This window comes from Ensifer sp. ENS11, assembly GCF_014851895.1.
GTDB lineage: Bacteria > Pseudomonadota > Alphaproteobacteria > Rhizobiales > Rhizobiaceae > Ensifer > Ensifer canadensis.
The window spans coordinates 1-18,265 of record NZ_JACVAN010000032.1 but is presented as its reverse complement, the minus strand read 5'-3'; the positions used below and the strand labels follow the sequence as shown (position 1 = coordinate 18,265).

Annotated in this window: 14 protein-coding genes; 10 read left to right on the top strand and 4 right to left on the bottom strand. The window is 60.7% G+C overall.

Going from position 1 to position 18,265, the window contains the following annotated elements:
- The first annotated feature begins 2 nt into the window (after positions 1-2).
- Together IB264_RS32555 and IB264_RS32550 are read left to right on the top strand one after the other, a co-directional pair.
- The gene (locus IB264_RS32555) at positions 3-1,190 is read left to right on the top strand and encodes a polysaccharide pyruvyl transferase family protein (RefSeq protein ID WP_192435094.1); all 1,188 of its coding nucleotides are present in this window, start codon (positions 3-5) and stop codon (positions 1,188-1,190) included.
- 17 nt (positions 1,191-1,207) lie between these two features.
- Positions 1,208-2,095 (top strand): UTP--glucose-1-phosphate uridylyltransferase, encoded by an 888-nt coding sequence (locus IB264_RS32550; RefSeq protein WP_057208339.1) that lies wholly within the window; start codon positions 1,208-1,210, stop codon positions 2,093-2,095.
- Positions 2,096-2,400: 305 nt separating this feature from the next.
- Here IB264_RS32550 and IB264_RS32545 read toward each other — a convergent pair whose 3' ends face one another.
- On the bottom strand, positions 2,401-3,066 hold the full coding sequence (locus tag IB264_RS32545; protein ID WP_246811870.1) for a hypothetical protein: 666 nt from the start codon (positions 3,064-3,066) through the stop codon (positions 2,401-2,403).
- A gap of 308 nt (positions 3,067-3,374) precedes the next feature.
- On the opposite strand from IB264_RS32545, the gene IB264_RS32540 reads away from it, so the two are divergent.
- Complete coding sequence (locus IB264_RS32540) at positions 3,375-4,769, top strand: sensor histidine kinase (protein ID WP_309141686.1); 1,395 nt, start codon at positions 3,375-3,377, stop codon at positions 4,767-4,769.
- A complete protein-coding gene (locus tag IB264_RS32535; protein ID WP_084815361.1) occupies positions 4,766-5,422 on the top strand; it encodes a response regulator transcription factor in 657 nt (218 codons plus the stop codon). The genes IB264_RS32540 and IB264_RS32535 overlap by 4 nt, the downstream gene beginning before the upstream one ends.
- Here IB264_RS32535 and IB264_RS32530 read toward each other — a convergent pair.
- The gene (locus tag IB264_RS32530) at positions 5,412-5,873 is read right to left on the bottom strand and encodes a hypothetical protein (RefSeq protein ID WP_041692987.1); all 462 of its coding nucleotides are present in this window, start codon (positions 5,871-5,873) and stop codon (positions 5,412-5,414) included. The genes IB264_RS32535 and IB264_RS32530 overlap by 11 nt on opposite strands.
- Positions 5,874-6,068: 195 nt before the next feature.
- Positions 6,069-6,335: a hypothetical protein gene (locus tag IB264_RS32525; RefSeq protein ID WP_144239278.1), complete on the bottom strand. Its 267-nt coding sequence runs from the start codon at positions 6,333-6,335 to the stop codon at positions 6,069-6,071.
- Between the two features lie 310 nt (positions 6,336-6,645).
- Between IB264_RS32525 and IB264_RS32520 the strand changes: the two genes are divergently transcribed.
- The 5 genes from IB264_RS32520 (at position 6,646) to IB264_RS32500 (ending at position 13,367) form a co-directional block, all read left to right on the top strand.
- Positions 6,646-7,401 (top strand): GGDEF domain-containing protein, encoded by a 756-nt coding sequence (locus IB264_RS32520; RefSeq protein ID WP_082557407.1) that lies wholly within the window; start codon positions 6,646-6,648, stop codon positions 7,399-7,401.
- 357 nt (positions 7,402-7,758) lie between these two features.
- The gene (locus tag IB264_RS32515; RefSeq protein ID WP_057217284.1) at positions 7,759-9,204 is read left to right on the top strand and encodes a TolC family outer membrane protein; all 1,446 of its coding nucleotides are present in this window, start codon (positions 7,759-7,761) and stop codon (positions 9,202-9,204) included.
- 33 nt (positions 9,205-9,237) lie between these two features.
- Positions 9,238-11,415: a type I secretion system permease/ATPase gene (locus tag IB264_RS32510; RefSeq protein ID WP_057221324.1), complete on the top strand. Its 2,178-nt coding sequence runs from the start codon at positions 9,238-9,240 to the stop codon at positions 11,413-11,415.
- A 60-nt stretch (positions 11,416-11,475) separates the two neighbouring features.
- Entirely contained in the window at positions 11,476-12,756 is a 1,281-nt protein-coding gene (locus tag IB264_RS32505) for an HlyD family type I secretion periplasmic adaptor subunit (RefSeq protein WP_084815365.1), read from the top strand.
- Positions 12,757-12,758: 2 nt separating this feature from the next.
- Entirely contained in the window at positions 12,759-13,367 is a 609-nt protein-coding gene (locus tag IB264_RS32500) for a ribbon-helix-helix domain-containing protein (RefSeq protein WP_192435092.1), read from the top strand.
- A 95-nt stretch (positions 13,368-13,462) separates the two neighbouring features.
- On the opposite strand, the gene IB264_RS32495 is transcribed toward IB264_RS32500, so the two are convergent.
- On the bottom strand, positions 13,463-14,410 hold the full coding sequence (locus IB264_RS32495; RefSeq protein WP_246811869.1) for a transglutaminase-like cysteine peptidase: 948 nt from the start codon (positions 14,408-14,410) through the stop codon (positions 13,463-13,465).
- A gap of 505 nt (positions 14,411-14,915) precedes the next feature.
- Between IB264_RS32495 and IB264_RS32490 the strand changes: the two genes are divergently transcribed.
- Positions 14,916-18,265 (top strand): VCBS domain-containing protein (locus IB264_RS32490; protein WP_210335706.1); only part of this gene is annotated, 3,350 nt, incomplete at its 3' end.

The following is an 18,265-nucleotide window of genomic DNA, read 5'->3' as shown; positions in this document are numbered from 1 at the left end:
TTTTGGCACGCATATTGGTCATGATCCCCGCCGGCGAAGTCTACGCACATGACAGCGTTCGCTGGTATCAACATCAAGACATCCAGTCTCACATCAACCACTACCACAATATGGGCGATGCCTTCGTCTTCGACTCGTCGCTGAAACTGCTGCGGTTCGATGAACTCGGTGTGCTCGAAATATCGGAATTCAGGCCACGCGACATCGCCCGGCTTCGGGAGGAATACGATTACGTGTTCCTGCGCGGATCAAATTACATTCACGACGCCATGAACTGGGAGGCGGCAGCAACGGTCCTGAAGGCGCTCGGCCTGCCAGTGATCGGCTTTGGGATCGGTGCACAGGCTCCGGTGGATGGAAAAATCAGGCTCTCCGACGATACGCGTGCCGTCCTGCGCCTGATGTCCGAATCGACGACATCAATCGGTGTGCGGGGTGCCTATTCGGCCGAGGTTCTGTGGGATCTCGGCATCCGCAACGTCCGGATCATCGGATGCCCGACCGCCTTCCGTCTGAACGATCCGGAATTGCGCATCACGCTGCCGCCGCTCGAACAGGTCCGCAAGGTCGGGGTCACCGTCAGGCGAGAAGTCTCCAATGCCTATGCCAAGGATATAGAACGCTATCTCGGCTTCCACCGCGAACTGGTGAAAACCATGGCCGGGCGCTTCGAGACCGTGCTGTTGACGCAGGGCGAGGTCGAGGAAAAGAAGCTTGTCCTGGGAGACGAGGCCCAGCGCGAAGAAGCACTCGCCGCGCTCAAGGCCGACCATTGGACATCGTCCTGGTATCTCGATGAGGTGATGCTGCGCCTCTACCAGCAAAGGCTGTTCTATTCCGATGTGGTTGCCGATTACGAACGGCTGATCCGCGCCCAGGACCTGGTGCTCGGCTACCGCCTGCACGGCAATCTCATGGCGCTGGCGAATGGGGTTCCGTCGATCTACTGCACCTATGACAGCCGAACGGCCGAGTTCTGCGACACATTCAAGATCCCCAGTTTCGACATCTTCGGGCAGCAGGCGTTCTGCCTCGAGGACTATTGGGACCAGGCCCTCTTCGACAGGTACAACCGTGCCTGGTTCCACACCTACGGCGAAATGTACCGTTTCCTCACTGAAAATGGTGTCGAGCACAAGATGCACGACATCCTCAAATCCCCACCCGCAAAAATCTCCCGAGTTGCTTGAAGCGAAAAGGTGCTGACATGCAGAACAAAGTGCGCAAGGCGATCATCCCGGCCGCCGGATTCGGTACGCGAATGCTGCCGGCGACAAAAAGCGTTCCCAAGGAACTGCTGCCGATCGTTGATCGGCCGATCCTCGACTACATCGTCAGCGAGGCGTTTGCCGCAGGCATCGAACACGTCATCATCGTCACCGGCCGCATGAAGGGTGCGATCGAGGATTATTTCGATCACGCATTCGAGGTCGACGCAACGCTGCGGCGAGCCGGCAAGAACCCGCTTGCCGATCGGCTGGCGACGGCAACGCCTGATGTCGGCAGCATCTCATTCGTGCGCCAGCAACAGGCGCGTGGCCTTGGCCACGCGGTCTGGACGGCGCGCCACATCGTCGGCGACGAACCTTTCGCCGTGTTGCTGCCGGATATGCTGATGGTCGATCACGAACCCTGCCTCCAATCGATGACGACCCTCCACCAGCGACACGGCGGCAATGTCGTGGCGGTCGAACGATGCCTGCCGGAAGAGGCTCACAAATTCGGCATCGTTTCCCTGAAGCAGACCATTGGGGGCGCACTGGTCGATGGCCTTGTGGAAAAACCGGCCCCGGGCACGGCGCCGAGCAACCTGTTTATCTCAGGGCGCTACATTCTGCAGCCGGAGATCTTCAACATCCTCGAAAACCAGGAGCCCGGCGCAGGCGGCGAGATCCAGTTGACCGACGCGATGATCACCCTGATGAAAGACCAGGAAATTCGCGCTTTCGAATTCGGCGGCCGCACGTTCGACTGCGGAAATCCGACCGGCTTCGTCGCGGCCAACCTGCACATGGCAATGGCGCGCGCCGACATTGCAGCAGGGATCTCCGGCGAGATGCATGCGCTCATGACGCCCCTGCGCGCAATCGCCTGATGGCGCTACGCCGCAAGGAGCGGCCGTGCCGCCAGGTTGCGCAATCTGTGTTCATGGCGGCGGCGTTTAAGGATAAAAACATGCAGCAGTTCAAAGGGCTACAGCGACCTTTGCGCGTCTAATAAGACGTGCGGCGCTGTAGAACATCAAAAGGCCCGCAAACATTTCGTTTGCGGGCCTTGTTTGATTTGGCTGTCAATCTCTTCCGGCTATGCACCAATTGCGAGACCGGAGCATCTTTGGCGCCCCGTTATCTGCCGACCACGATCAACTGTCTGGCCCCGCCGAATGGCGGTCCACAATCGTCAATTCACGGGTGCCGGAGGAAGCGTTTCGCGGATCTGATCGATCTTGCCGACGTCGGGCCCGACGCCAAGGATATCCTTGGCTTCGTCAAGCATATCATCGGTTACGACACCGTCTTTCGAGAAGCCGGCAAGCGCATCGCGCAGAGCCTCGTCGCTGAGGGCCGGGTCGCTTGGGATGGCGTCTACGCCGTTCTCAGCTTCAAACTCTGCATAGGCGATGGCGTAGGCGGAAACCGCGGCCATTCGGGGATCGTTCGAGTTGAGATAAGCGTGATAGTTGCGGTTCAGCGAGCGCAGTCCCGGCGTGCCGACGCCAGCTTCAATTGGCTCCACCTTGGTCAGCTTGTCGGCCTTGGCAGCTTTTTTCGCCGTGTCCGGGCCTTTTTTGCCACGTGTGAACAACGATTTCCACGTCGGCGTGTCGCTGGCCTTGCTCGAGGTGTCGTTGCTTGCGCGCGTGGTTCCCGATTTTCCATGGCTGGAACCTGATTTTCCATGGCTGGAACCTGAGCCCCCGCCATGGCTGCCGCCATTTCCATTTCCATTTCCATTACCACCGCCGCCACCGCCACCGGAATTGCCATGGCCTTCCTTGGCCAGGGCTGTGCCCGCCGCACCGACCATCCCGCCTACCGCGGGGGCTACGACCAGACTCAGCGCCAAGGCGCCACGAGCGATTGCTTTCGCGAAAACCATAAGAAACTCCTCTTCGAATAGCCGCGGCACCGACTTCGATGAAGGCCGCGTTTGTAGAGAAGCGTAACTTATCTTGGGCAAAAGGGAGCTACTATGCCCCCCGGACCATTGCGGCGGCCTATAGGACCTTGGTCCTGTCGGGCAGACAGCCTAAGGTCCGATAAGGATTGAGAACCGAGCCACGGCATTGACCAGCCTGCCCAAGCGTTTAGGTTAACGCGGGTTTGTTGTACCACAGCGACGCTGACGACCAGCAGTCGATCCCGGGAAATTTCGTGCGCGCCACCCAACTCATCAAAAATTGGAACGCCCGCTCACTGGCAACGCAGTTCCTGCTGATCGGCGGCCTTGTTGCAGCGGCTGCGATGGTGCTGGTTGGGGCGTTTGTTTCACGCCTTATCGAGGAGGCAGTCACTCGCAACTCCGCCGCAACCACGGCTCTCTATGTGGACAGTGTGATCGCACCGTTGTTGCCCGATATGCAGACGACCCAGATACTCGACGGCGGTGTCGCGCGCGCGCTCGACGAAACCCTTGGTCAGGGCGCCCTGGGAGACCGTCTCTTGTCCTTCCGCCTTTGGCGGGCGGACGGCACGGTTCTGTACTCAAGCGACGAAGCCCAGATTGGAAAACGGCTCGAGCTCAGCGACGAGTTGCGAACGGCATTCTCCGGCAGGATGGTGGCGCTCTTCGATCAATCAGGGGAGCAGTCAGACAAACGCCCAGCCGACATGCCGATCCTTGAGATCTACAATCCGGTGCTGCAACCGTGGTCGGGAGAGGTCGTCGCAGTTTCTGAATTTCATGAGGTCTCCTATGATTTCCAACACGGCTTGAACCAAGCGCGCTTCTATACCTGGTTAGCGGTCGCAGCCTTTACGCTTGCTTTTTTCGTGGTTCTCTCTGCGATCGTGCTGCGAGGCAGCCGGACCATTGAGACGCAGCGCCATGCGCTCAAGGATCGGATCGCCCAGCTTTCAGCGCTGCTCGCGCAGAACGAAGCTCTACGGGGGCGGCTTCAGCGGGCCTCACAGCGCACGGCGGCGCTCAACGAAAGTCATCTGCGCCGCATCGGTGCTGATCTGCACGACGGGCCCGCGCAACTGCTGGCCTTCGCCTCCCTGCGGCTCGACAGCGATGCTTTGACGAACCCGAAAGCACCCGGAGCGACGCGCGAGCGCAGCATCGCCGAAATCAAGGAAAGCCTCGATGAAGCAATGCAGGAGATCCGGACGATCTGCAGCGGTCTTGTTTTGCCGCAGATCGAAACGGCGACCCTGCCCGAGATCTTGAAGCGGGTCGTTCACGCCCATCAGCAACGAACGGAAACGACCGTGGAACTGTCGGTTTTCGACCCGCCTGATCACCTCGCTCTGTCCGCCAAAATCTGTATCTACCGCTTCGTGCAGGAAGCGCTCAACAACGCGTACCGCCATGGCGGCGGCGTCGGCCAGCGTGTCTCACAATCGACAGTGGGTGAGCAGGTGATGGTCGAGGTCGGGGACAATGGGCCTGGCTTCGACCCGGATCGCGTCGAGCCAACGGGCCTTGGCCTTGAGGGATTAAGGGAACGCATCGAAAGCTTGGGTGGAGCCTTCGAGATTAAAGTCTCAACAACTGGCACCGTTGTTCGAATGACAATCAGCACCGAGGAGACAAAAGCGGTATGAAGACAGCGATACGCATAGCCGTGGTAGATGACCATCCCTTGTTTCGAGAGGGCGTAACAAGAAGCCTGCTGGAGATCGGCGGATTCGAAATCGTTGCCGAGGGGAGTTCTAGGGATGATGCCCTGCTTATTGCCGAGAATCTGCGTCCCGATGTCATGCTGCTGGACATATCCATGCCGGGGGGCGGCTTGAACGCAATCCTCCCTATCCTCGAGTTATCGCCGTCGCAAAAAATCATCATGCTGACCGTTTCCGAAACGAGCGACGATGTTACTGCAGCCCTCGAACGAGGGGCGCTGGGATATGTGCTGAAGGGTGTAGGTGGCCGAGCCCTGGCGGAAATCATACGCAACGTCGCCACGGGCGAGAGCTATGTCACTCCGGCGCTCTCGGCCAAACTTCTCTCCAATCGGACGCGCGGTCCATCAAACCTGTCGGCCCTGGTCGCCAGCCTGACCGCGCGTGAACATGAAGTGCTGCAGTTGGTGGCCGCAGGCATGAGCAACAAGCACGTCGCCCGGAAACTCGAACTTCAGGAAAAGACAGTAAAGCACCATATGACGCAGATCATGGCCAAGCTCAGCGTCACCAACCGAACCGAGGCTGCCATGGTGCTGCGCGACGCGGCCGATTGGCGTCCCCTCACTGAATGAGGGACTGAATTCGTTTCAAGTCCGCCAGGGTCGCCTTTCGGTTGATGATCGTGCGCCCCCGCGCATCCTTCATGATGTAGCGGCCGTTATTGATCTCCTCGCTCATGCCATCGGCATGGCGCACGCCGACCCTGGAAGCACCGCCGCCGGCACCCTTCGAATTGCCACGGGCGTTGCCGCCGCTCGAGTTGTCTTTTCCAGACCTGCCCCCTCCGTTTCCTCCACCGTTTCCTCCACCGTTACCACCGCCATTTCCTCCGCCATTGCCTCCACCGTTACCACCGCCGCCGCCACCACCATTGCCGTTATTCTCGCCGCTCTTGGCAAAAGCGGCCTGGGGAACAAGTTCCAGTAACGAGCCGGCAGGGCCGAGGGTATATGGAAGGGCTGTGGCGAACAGACAAACGGCTCCCGAGCTGACTGCGGTAAGAAACTTCCGACGCGTAGGCATGACATCTCCTCAGAACAGAACTTTGCCCGGGCTTCGACAGGTTGTCGAGATTGGGCATGCTCTGCCAGACCGCAAACCGGCGGCCGATAGCATGAGTTCAACCGAGACAACCGCCTCGACAAACCCCTGTAACCGAAAGCCCTGATCGCTGAAACGCGTTGGGCCAGGGCGCCGCGAACGACCCGTGGCAGGCTTTCAGTGCGGACCTTCGGCTTTGCCGGCACAGTCCACCTTCTCAATACAGGACATGAGCCGCATTTCAATATCGCGACACAGAACTTCAAACTCCCGGATCGCATCCTGCCGCGGATGCGTTTCTAGCTGCAACCTGTGCAGCTCCGTGACCGCCAGGTTGTAGGCTTGGCAAAGGTCAAGAAGAGACTCCAGAACATGTGTCCTGGGCGCCAGTTCTTGCCCGAGCGCCGGCGAAAGAAGTCGGTTCAGAGAGTTCTTGATCCTCATTTTCGTGACACCAGCCCAACATGCTGTCAGCGTGCGGAACAAGCGGGCCCGTGTCAAAGCGGACTGAAGTCGGATCAGGAGTAGGACCAAAGTCCGCCGGACGCGCTTTCCCGACAGCAGAAGAACCAGTTTTCCCCGCAGCCATCTTGAATTTGCTCGCCGAGTGCGAATATTCAGGCGGCAGTTATGCCGTTTTGGTGCATTTCCTCGGGCATTCTATGCGGTGCATAAAGTTGTAGATACCTAGGAAAGGGAATATGCATAAAACTGCACTAGACCGATTATCGTCAGTGAATCGGGAGCTGGATGCATGCAGAGAGAGTTACCATTCAACGGGCAGAGGGATTGGCGGATCGTGCGCTATGTCCTCGCCGGCATCGTTGGTTTCGCCGTACTCGCCCAGGTTCTGGTTTATCTCAGCCTGGTCGCTCTCGTCGATCGGCCCTATGCGGCAGCGATGGTCGGCGCGGCCTTGATTTCCTTGCTGATGGGTGTGCCGCTGATCGTCGTCGCGGCCATGCAGTTTCGCCGGGCCCAGCGCCTGCGCAACCAGATCAACCACGTCGTTGCCCATGACGCCACGACCGGCTGCGTTACCGGCCGCGGGCTCGTCCAGCATGTTAATGGTCTCGAGCGCCGCCGTCAGCGCGGTGCCGAGGAGCTTCACGGGGCTCTCATCCATCTGCGGATCAACAACCTCGACGATGTCGGCGCCGCTTTCGGCCCGGAATGGAGTGATGAACTGCTCCAATTCGTCGCCTCCACCATCAGCACCTCGGTGCGGCGCGACGATGTCGTCGCGCGAACCGGTCCAGCGAGCTTCGACGTCCTGTTGGTGGGTGCGACCGAAGCCGATGCAGAGCAGGTTTGCACACGCCTGACGAAAGCGCTGACCTCGTCGCATTTCGCTGCCGACGGCAGCAAGGTCGATCTTGCCTTCAGCGTTGGCGGTGCGTTGTTCGACGGCAGCGTTGACCTGGAGCAGCTGCGCCGCACTGCCGCTTCCGAGGCCGTTGCTGTTGCGGCGACTCAGAGCGTCGGTTTTGTCCGCCTGCCCTCGGCTTGAATCAATGTGGGCGCTGGCGCTCACGTTAGGTGAAGATACAACCTTTGCGCGCGGCGACTGAGATCCAGCGGCTGAATTCGCGCCTGCATTGAGTTGTAGACGGCAACTTAGTCGCTCAAATCCTGAAGACGCGATGCGCGATCGGTTCTATTTCAATAGCTTAACGGATCTCGGCTTAGAGGGCGCGATTGTTCCATTTTTGCAACATGGCCGTGCGAAAGGCTGGGATACTCTTGCACCACCCCAAAAGTGGTGGCCGCCTTTTATTACAGCTGTATTATTTAGCGATAAATTTCTGCAGTTGTAATGTGCGCTTGGATTTGCAAGCGTGACGTACTGATTGCGAGGGGGATAGTATTGAACGTGGGGAAAACCTTTAAGGGCGGGTTGTTTTCTATTCTGCTCGCGTCAACCGTGTTTGCGGGCGGTGCGGCCGATGCGATGACGCTCAGGGAAGCGCTTCAAATCGCGATGGAATCGAACCCGGAGATCGGGCAGTCGATGGAGAACCGCGAGGCGATCGAGTTCGAACTGCGGCAGGCCCGCGGTCTCTACCTGCCGAGCCTCGATGTGGAAGCTTCCACGGGCGTGCAACACCTCGAGGACGAAGCACGACGGCTCGGCTCCATCGAAAACGACCCGCTCTATCCTTCCGATGTCGGTCTGACAGTCACTCAGAAGCTCTTTGACGGCGGTGGTCGTCGTGCCGAACTGGAGCGGCAGGCAGCACGCGTCGACAGCGCCTCCTTCCGTGTGCTGGAACGTTCCGAAACCATTGGGTTGCAGATCGTCCGCGAGTACTTCGAGTATATTCTTCAGCAGCAGATCGTGGCGGAGGCCCGCAAGAACGTCGGCGTTCATCAGTCGATCCTATCGGATATCAGCTCGCTGATTTCAGGTGGAACGCTGACTGATGCGGATCGCCAACAGGCCAGTGAACGCCTGCTTTCCGCAAAGGCCCGCCTATTGGAAGCGGAGGAAGCGCTCGATACCGTCAAGATCAGCTTCAATCGCCTGGTGGGCCAGCCGCTTACCAAGCCGTCGATGCCGAAGTCGGTTGCGAACGTCTTGCCGAAAACGCTGGAGACGGCGATCGGCATCGCCCGCGGCAACAACCCGCGCATCAAGGCTGCCGATTCCGACATCAGTGTCGCGGACTCGCAGGTAAAGGCTGCGCGCTCGAGCATGTTTCCGGAGGTCTTTGCCGAAGGAAGCGTGCGCTCCGGAAACGATATCGACGGCGCGACCGGCAATTCCTGGGACGCGCAAGCGCGGATCGTCGCAAAATGGAATCTCTATCGTGGCGGCATAGACATCGCCAACGAGCAGGAACAGATGCGCCGGGCGAGCGAGCAGCGGCTGGTCTTCCACCAGGCGCATCGCGAGGTCGAGGAGGCCGTTCGCATTTCCTGGGAACGCCGCACGAGCCAGTATGACATTTCGCGCACGCTGAATGCACAGGCCCAGATGAACGTGCAGATCGTCGAGTCCTATCGCGAGCAGCTCAAGGTCGGCCAGCGCTCGCTGCTCGACGTGCTGGGCGCGCAGAACGCACGTTTCAATGTCAGCGTCCTGGCGAAAACATCGCAATATGCAGCCTTGTTTGCCGAATATCGCCTGCTTGCCGCAACTGGCCAGCTCCTGGCGACGATGCAGATCAAGGCACCGGCTCAATCCGAAGCCTATGCGCGCACCGAGTTCAATGTTCCGGACACGCCTGCTACGGAAACCTATCGCCGTGTTCCGTCGCGCCAGACGAACGATTTGCCGCTCGACTTGTTGGCGCCGATCCGGCAGAAATGATAGTCCTCGTGAGGGCGGACACAACCGGTGGTGATGCAAGCTATTGACAGGCATGCGCAGATTGGCCCGTCCTTGACTGGCTTTTCCGAGGCGTTCAAGGAGATTTGCATCTTCTTGAACCGCCCCTCGTCAGACAGTGTGCTCTATTCCGACGTGCCCTTCGACGCCCGGTCGCCGAGCGCCGAAGACGTTTCCCGCATAGCTGAGCGCGTTGGCCTGGAGACGGAGCTTGTTTCCACGCGGGCCCTTGCCAATCGTGATTTCGTGTTCCCGCTGCTGCTCGTCTTTCGCGATGGCAGCGCCACGGCGTTGTTGGAGGAGGCGCCGGACGGGACTCTCAGTCTTTCGAACAAATTGGCAAGGCCGGACGAGACGGCGGTGAAGCTGTCTGATCTGCAACTCGGCGGGCTCGCCTATGCCGCGTCGTTCTCGGCGACCTATTTGAACGCGGCTGCCGGCCGGGGTGTTGGCGAGGCGCGCAACATTGACCGCCGACACTGGCTGACTTCGACGATCAAGCCCTTCTGGCAAGCCTATGTCCAGGTGGCGATCGCCACATTCTTCATCAACGTCCTGGCGCTCGCCGCGCCGCTGTTCACGATGAACGTGTACGATCGCATCCTGCCGAACAAGGCGATCGCGACGCTCTGGGTCCTGGCGCTGGGCATCAGCACCGCCATCCTCTTCGATTTCCTATTGAAGACGGTACGCGCGGCGCTGATCGACTACGCCGGCCGCAAGGCCGATCTGAAACTCTCCTACATGCTGTTCGAGAAGATTCTGCATGCAACCATGGCGTCGCGGCCGCCGTCCACCGGCGAGTATGCGAACCGGGCGATGCAGTACGAATTCGTGCGGGAGTTTTTCACGTCGAATACGCTCAGCATGATCATCGACAGTCTCTTCGTCTTCGTCTTCATCGCCGCCATCTATGCGGTGGCAGGTTGGATCGCGCTCATTCCAGCGATTGCTTTTATCTTGAGCCTCGTGATCGGCTACGTTGCGCAGTACAAGATCGGCAATCGCGTCGCCGCGGCATCCAACGAGTCCGCCCAGCGCCAGGCACTCCTGGTCGAAACGATCAGCGCGATCGAGACGGTGAAAACGCTGCATTCGGAAAAACAGCTGCTTCGCCGCTGGAACGAATTGGCCAAGCATTCCTCGAACACGGCCGAGAAAATCAAGGAGATTTCCTCCTGGGCGTCGCACGCGACGCAGTTCGTGCAGCAGTTGGTGACAGTCTGCATCGTCGTGGCCGGCGCCTATGAATTCACGGAGGGAAACATCTCCTCCGGCGCGATCATCGCCGCCAGCATGCTGGCCGGCCGCGCCGTCGCACCGCTCGGCCAGATTGCGATGACGCTGGCGCGACTGCGCCAGGCGCTTCTATCGCTGCGGATCCTGAATGCGGTGATGGAGCAGCCGGAGGATCGGCCCGATACGATCGGTTTCGTCAATCGCGAGATCCGCAACGGCAGCATTACCTTCGCCAATCTCGACTTCGCCTACCCGGGGACCGACCACAAAGTGGTAAGCGGCATGAATGTGGCGATCAAAGCGGGAGAGCGGGTGGGCATCATCGGCCGCATCGGTTCCGGCAAGACGACGATCGGCCGGCTGCTTGCCGGCCTCTACCCACCAAGCGCGGGGCGAATCCTGCTCGACGGCGTCGACATTCGCCAACTGCACCCCTCTGTCGTTCGCTCGGCGGTCTCGTTCGTGTCGCAGAATTCTGATCTGTTCTCGGGCACGATCAAGGAAAACCTCCTGATGGCAAATCCGACTGCCAGCGATGAAGAAGTGGTGGCGGCAGCGAGGCTTGCCGGCGTGGACGAATTCGTCTCCCACCATCCGCGCGGCTATGACATGCCCGTGGGTGAACGCGGTTCTCAGCTCTCCGGCGGGCAACGCCAGGCGGTTGCCATCGCACGGCTGCTGTTGCGCAAGCCGAAGGTCGTCTTCCTTGATGAACCCTCCGGGGCAATGGACCTTGCAAGCGAGCGTGAGCTGATCAACAAGCTCTCTACTGTCTTCAGTAGCGATGTCACTCTTTTGATATCGACACATCGCCACAGCATGCTGAGCCTCGTCGATCGGCTGCTGGTTCTTGATCGCGGGCGCGTCGTTGCCGATGGCCCGAAGGCCGAGGTCATCGAGCAGTTGCAAAGACGGCCCGGTCCTGCTGGCCCAGTGGCCGGAGCCGGCCTATGATGCACGCCTTCACAAAGATGACGAAAAGACGTCGGTTTGCACGTGGCAGGAGGGATCAGCATGACTGAGAAACCGCCGCTTGCCGCGCGCGCCGGGTTGCTTGTCATCGGCTTGCTGATCAGCTCTTTCGTCGCCTGGGCGGCGATCGCCGAGGTTGATGAGATCGCCCGCGGTGAAGGCAAGGTCATCCCCGTCTCGAAGACGCAGATTATCCAGTCGAGTGAACCCGGCATCGTGCGCGAGATCGCGGTACAGCCCGGACAGGTCGTTCGCCGCGGCGATCTGATCCTCCGGCTCGACGATACCGCGAGCGGCTCCTCCCTTGGCGAACTCGAGGCCAAGGGGCGATCGCTGCGCGCGCAAGTCGCGCGGCTCAAACTCGAGGAGACCGGGGCCTACGACGCAAAATACCAATGTCCTGAGGACATCACTAAGGTCGCGCCGGCCATATGCGCCAACGAGGAACAACTGCTTCAAGCCAAGGCCGGCAATTTCAACAACAAGCTGTCGGTCATGCAAGCGCGTGAAGGCCAGCGGCAGAAGGAGCTTGCCGAGGCGGAGGCCAATATCACCCGCCTGACAGAGAGCCTGCAGTTGACTGAGCAAGAACAGGAAATGCTCGCGCCGATGGTCAAGCGCAAGCTCGTCGCGCAAACCGAGGTGCTCAGGGTCGAGAAGGAGCTGACCGATACCCGGGGTCAGCTCGCCCTCTGGAAGGAGTCAGTCGGAAAGCTAGAGGCGGCGCTCAGGGAGGCAACCCTCCAGGTGACCGAATTGTCGTTGCAACTGAAGCAGGAGGCCCTGGCGGAGAAGACCGAGGCGCTTTCGCAACTTTCCGTAATCGAGGAAACCATCCGCGGCGCCAGCAGCCGGGTCGCCAACACCGACATTCGCTCACCAGTCGACGGCATCATCAATACGCTCGATGTCAACACGGTCGGCGCCTATGTGACGCCCGGTGGGGTGATCGCCGGCGTCGTACCGACATCGGAAGTACTGCTCGTTGAGGCACGGCTATCTCCAAGGGACGTTGCGTTCGTGCGCGCCGGCCAGCCGGCGCTGATCAAGGTCTCGGCTTATGACTTCTCGATTTACGGTGGCCTCGGCGGTGTCGTTGAGACCATCAGCGCCGACAGCCTGGTCGATCAGAACAATGGCGAAACCTACTATCTCGTGCGCGTCAAGACCGACACAGCCGCGCTGGTGAAGGATGGGCGCGAATATGCGATCATGCCCGGCATGATTGCGTCCGTGGATATCATGACCGGCAAGAAAACGATCCTTGCCTATCTGATGAAGCCGATCAACAAGGCGCGCGAGGAAGCTCTGCGGGAGCGCTGACGATGAACGAGACGCCGCCTCCCCCGTCCGACGCGGACCTGAGCGCTCTGCGGTTCCGTGTCGTCACCGTCGGCGGTCAGCGCCGCGGGATCAAGCTTGAGGAGATCTATTGGCAGAGCCTTGGCGAGCTTGCCGCGCGGCAAGGCCGTAAGCTCGCGGATATCGTTGCCGCCTGCGAAACAGAACTCGAGGGCGAAGGCAATCTGACGGCGCGGCTGCGTTTTATCGCCACCCGCTACCTGCGCAACGAACTTTCGTCGGCCAATGAGCGCAGCAACTTGGCTGTGGTTGCAGCCCAGGTCCGAGCAAGCCCGTCGCCGGCCTTTGCGCTCACGGGGAACAAACATATCATTGCCTATAACCCCGCCTTCCTCTCCTTCGTCCAATCACGTGTCCTGCGGTCGCACCTGCCCCAACCGGCACGAGGCTTGAAGCTCTCTTTCGACGTTCAGTTTGTCGATCTCGTGCGCCGCCTCAAGGAGACCCCCGGCGAACCGCAATCGGCAGGCTTCACCATAGGAGCGCAGGGGCAGAACACGCGGGGCAAACTCACCGCCGCCCTCGCACCGCTCTCCGACCAGGACGTCATCATCGGCTTTATTCTGGCCTGATCCAATGCGACCGCCGCTGCGACAGCGTAGTTACAATGGCGACCCTTTCGAGCGGTCACCCATTCGACGAAAGGCATTGCGTTTGGAGATGAGGTTTAGCGAAGCGCGACGCCCTCTCCGGGCATGACATCGGACAGAGGTGCGGCCGAAGCGACCTTGTCGCCGGTCGACTTGACGCCGTGGATCCAAGAGCGGTCGGCGCTGACCGAGAAGAGCGGCTGGTAGTTGGGCAGGGCACGGTCGGGCTTCACCTCGTCGCTCAGATTGTCGAGAATGAAGTGGCCCTGGCTCGTCGTGATCGCGAGCACCGCGTGATAGAGGTTGCGTCGGACATCGCGCAGAACGACGACCGACATGGCTTCCGGCGGCAGGCCGGCCGCCTTGAGAGCGGCCATCTTCAGGATGGCATAGTCTTCGCAGTCGCCCTTGCCGCGGGCGAGAATTTCGTCCGGCGTTGCCCAATAATCCTTGGAGCCGTAGTTCTCAGCGTCCGGCTGGTAGCGGACAAGCCGGTTCACCGTCCGGTTGATGCCGCTGATCTTCTGCCGGAAGGCGAGGCCGTTGGCGTTTTCGATCGCCCTGCCGAGGATGCCGCGAGCGGCACAACCACTCTCGTTGGCGCAGTGGTCGAAATCGGCTGCAGCGACCGCCGGAAAGACGGTTTTCCATTTGCGGGCCACGGGGATCGAAGAGACGCGGAAGGCGACGGAATGGAAAACGGCGGAGGGCGTCGACTGCGCCGGTGTTTGGCCACCGAGGTTGGTGCCTGCCGTCACCGCCACTTTCCGCACCCGCTGCCGCTTGAGCCCTTCGGAGGCTTGCTTCGACCAGGTGCCGATTGCCTCAGTGGCGACGGCCGCCAGCGGACTCGCGAGGCTCAGCATCTGCTGGAAGACGCCGGGCTGGAGCATGCCGGGCTGTCCGGCCTGCACGGAGGATATCGCTGAAAGCGATGCCAGGCCGATCGCAAACACCGAAGTCTTCAGGTATTTTCCGCAGTGCTTCCAGCTCTTCTTGTTCATCGCCGTGTCTCTCGGTTGCATGGAGACACTCTACGAATCAAAAGAAAAACGCAGGTAAAGCCGTATGTATTATTTAGTATGTGTCACGCCAATACGTTTTATGTAAAATTTTATTCAAACTTTATACTTGTGTATGCTTTTGGAGCACTGACGGATTCGTGTATAGAAGTCGCCGACTCCGTCATCATGAAAGCGATCGCCAGCCCGGAGCATGCCGTTTGGCACCTGTGCCGGTTGTTTCATGAGGATGCGTTCAACGGAACGTCTTGCAACGCGGCCAGTTGCGATTGACGGGCGCATTTTGCCACTGTTCTCTGTGACATCAGGGCTTCTTTTTATAGCTCCGGCGGCCCGGATGGGGCATTCGTTTCGAACCCATGACCAGAACTATTAAAATTGCGTCAATCTAACCAATTTTGGGTATTAGCATATCATATTATGCTGTTTTTCTCTAATCCCTTCGATGCCGATTGCGGCTGCACAAGGTTGATGTTCTCTTGCCCGCAAAGGTCGAGGGGTATTTTCTATGGCAACCGCAGGCACCACAAATTCCAACGAAGCCGCCGCAAACCCGGCAGAGGCAATCGAGTACCGCGACGCACCGGATGGCAAAGCCGGCCGGTTGGTAGCACAGACCGGTGGTGGCGCGACGGAAGAGCCGCAGCTCCTGGACCAGGCAACCGGCGCTCCGGTGAAGGGCGCTGAGAACGCGCCCCAAACGCCGCCGATGCCGGCGACGGTCAGCGCCGATGCTTCAAATATCGTGCACCTCCCTGCAGGCGCATCGATCGAAAAGATCCAGGTGGTCGGCACTGATATCGTTTTAGAACAGCCTGATGGCTCTACAATCACGATCCAGAACGCCGCATTGAAAGTTCCGACCTTCGTCATCGGTGACGCCGAAATCCCCCGCGAAACCCTCGTGGCGGTGCTTGGAGAAAACGGTATCAACGTCGCCGCGGGCCCGGATGGCACCATCAGCGTCGTGTCGAACCAAAGCAGCGGCGGGGATCTCTCCGATGCGACCGGCGACATCGGCCAGGCCGGGCCGGTCATCGACTTGCTCGCCCCGACCGCCCTGGAGTTTCCTGCGCTTGAAGCGACCGAGCGTCTGCCCTTCGCGCTTGACCCCAACGATGACCCGTCGATCATCCCCGACTCCAAAGATAATCCAGGCGGCATCGCGGTGAGCGACAGGCAAGTCGACGAAGCCGGCCTCGCAGTCGGATCGCGTGCGGGCGATGGCAGTGCGTCGGTCAGCGGTGTGTTTGCGCTCACCGATCCGGACGGGCTTGACGACATCGCTGGCCTGACCATCAACGGTCAGACGTTCGCCATCGGCGGTCTCGTCGGGCAAACGGTTGTGGGTCAATTCGGTACATTGACCATCACCGGCTACAACCCGCTTACCGGTGTGGCGGAGTACACCTACGAGCTGACGAGCGCAGTCACGAGTTCCGGGGTCAATCCCGGTACGAATATCGAGCAGGACCGGGACATCTTCGACCTCACGGTCACCGATCACGATGGTGCCGGCGGTTCGGCCACCCTCCAGATCGATATCATCGACGACGTTCCGGTGATCGGGATCACCGATCCGGCCGCGCCGAGCGTGGTGGAAGGCCAGACGCTTGCCGGCAGCTGGACGCTTTCGGCAGGTGCCGATGGCGTCGGCACAGTCGACGTGACGGTCGGCAACACGACGCAGACGCTGACCCTGACGGCGGGCCAGTCGGTGGCGTTTGCGCTTGCCGAGGGTACGCTGACGGTCAATGCCGACAAGACCTGGTCGTTTGCAGCGGCCAGCAACCTCAACAATGCGGGCGGAGTCAATGTCAGCTTCACGCTGTCGGCCAAGGATGCCGACAACGACACGACGAGCGACAGCCAGACGATCACCGTGACGGACGGCGCCGGCCCGGCAGTCGATCCGCTTGCGGCTTCCGCCTCGCTTGCACTCGACGACCAGAACCTGGCCGACGGCACCACGCCGGGCGCCGACACCAGCAGCGGCACGATCGGCTTCGTGGCCGGTTCAGATGCCATCGCCACCATCGTGTTCGGCGACACCAGCACCCTCACCGGTGCGCTGACCTGGGATCGGGTCTCCGACACCCAGATCGTCGGCAAGGCCGGCGGCGTGACCATCGTCACCCTCGACCTGGTGCGCAGCGGCGACAGCGCGACCGTGACGGCGACGCTTACCGACAACTATGCCAGCCATCCCGGCGTCAATGCCGACGATCTCGCCGCACTCGGCTCGGTCAAGGTCATCGCTTCCGACACGGACGGCGACACGGCGGAAGGCACCGTCTCCGTCTCGGTCTCCGACGACGTTGCGACGGCTGCAGCGGACACGGATAGCGCGACCGAAGATGGTGTGCTCGTTGCGGATGGCAATGTACTGACCGGCTCGGGTGGCACGGATGCCAATGGTACGGACGGCGTCAAGGACGTGCGGGGGGCAGACGGGGCGTCGGTCACGGCCGTATCGTCTGGCGACGCGGCGGGCGTGGTTGGTGGCGCAACGGTCGGCCAGTTCGGTACGCTGGTTTTGGGCGCTGACGGCAGCTACACCTATACACTGAACAACGCGCATGGCGCCGTCCAAGGTCTTGCTGCGGGCCAGACAGTGACGGATACGTTCAGTTACGAGATCACTGATGGCGATGGCGACAAATCGTCGACGACGGTGACGATCACCATCACCGGCACGAACGACGTTCCGGTGATCACCTCGGGCACGCAGAGTGGCTCGGTGACGGAGATCGCCGACGGTGCTGCGGGCGAGAATGCTTCAACGCATGCACAGAATGGTGCGGTAACCTTTGCCGATGTCGATACGCTCGACACCCACAGTGCCGGCTTCACGGCCCAGGGCCCCAGCTACCTCGGCACCTTCGCGCTCGGCGCGCTGAACCAGGCGGGTGACTCGGTCGGCTGGAACTTCGAGGTCGCCGATGGCGTGCTCGACAGCCTGCAGGCCGGCCAGACGCTGACGCAGAAGTATGACGTGACCGTCGATGACGGCCATGGCGGCACGGCAGTGCAGACGGTGACGATTGTGATCACCGGCACGAACGACGTTCCACTGATCACCTCGGGCACGCAGAGTGGCTCCGTGACGGAGATCGCCGACGGTGTTGCGGGCGAGAATGCGACAACGCATGCACAGAATGGTGCGGTAACCTTTGCCGACGTCGATACGCTCGACACGCACAGCGCAACTTTCACCGCACAGGGCGCCAGCTACCTCGGCACCTTCGCGCTCGGCGCGCTGAACCAGGCGGGTGACTCGGTCGGCTGGAACTTCCAGGTCGCCGACGGCGTGCTCGACTCGCTGCAGGCCGGCCAGACGCTGACGCAGAAGTATGACGTGACGGTCGATGACGGCCATGGCGGCACGGCAGTGCAGACGGTGACGATTGTGATCACCGGCACGAACGACGTTCCGGTGATCACCTCTGCGGTGCAGAGCGGTGCGGTGACGGAACGAGCTGATAACGCGGCCGGTGAGAATGCGGTTGTGCATGTGCAGGGCGGCGCGGTCACTTTTGCCGATGTGGATACGCTCGACACACACAACGCCAGCTTCGCGGCGCAGGGTGGCGGTTATCTCGGCGCATTCTCGCTCGGCCCGGTGAATCAGGCGACTGACAAGGTTGGCTGGAGCTTCAAGGTGGCCGACGGCGTGCTCGACTCGCTGCAGGCAGGCCAGACGTTGACGCAGAAGTACGACGTGACCGTCAATGACGGCCATGGCGGCACGGCAGTGCAGACGGTGACGATCGTCATCACCGGCACCAACGACGCCCCGGTGATCACGTCCGGTTGGCAGCTTGGCGGCGTGGTGGAACGGCTTGACGGTACCGTGGG

Excerpts from the sequence above, each read along its gene's own strand:
- IB264_RS32505 (WP_084815365.1), top strand. The coding sequence starts at position 11,476 with ATGACTGAGAAACCGCCGCTTGCCGCGCGCGCCGGGTTGCTTGTCATC.
- IB264_RS32495 (WP_246811869.1), bottom strand. The coding sequence starts at position 14,410 with ATGCAACCGAGAGACACGGCGATGAACAAGAAGAGCTGGAAGCACTGC.
- IB264_RS32550 (WP_057208339.1), top strand. The coding sequence starts at position 1,208 with ATGCAGAACAAAGTGCGCAAGGCGATCATCCCGGCCGCCGGATTCGGT.
- IB264_RS32535 (WP_084815361.1), top strand. The coding sequence starts at position 4,766 with ATGAAGACAGCGATACGCATAGCCGTGGTAGATGACCATCCCTTGTTT.
- IB264_RS32520 (WP_082557407.1), top strand. The coding sequence starts at position 6,646 with ATGCAGAGAGAGTTACCATTCAACGGGCAGAGGGATTGGCGGATCGTG.
- IB264_RS32510 (WP_057221324.1), top strand. The coding sequence starts at position 9,238 with ATGCAAGCTATTGACAGGCATGCGCAGATTGGCCCGTCCTTGACTGGC.
- IB264_RS32500 (WP_192435092.1), top strand. The coding sequence starts at position 12,759 with ATGAACGAGACGCCGCCTCCCCCGTCCGACGCGGACCTGAGCGCTCTG.
- IB264_RS32525 (WP_144239278.1), bottom strand. The coding sequence starts at position 6,335 with ATGAGGATCAAGAACTCTCTGAACCGACTTCTTTCGCCGGCGCTCGGG.
- IB264_RS32530 (WP_041692987.1), bottom strand. The coding sequence starts at position 5,873 with ATGCCTACGCGTCGGAAGTTTCTTACCGCAGTCAGCTCGGGAGCCGTT.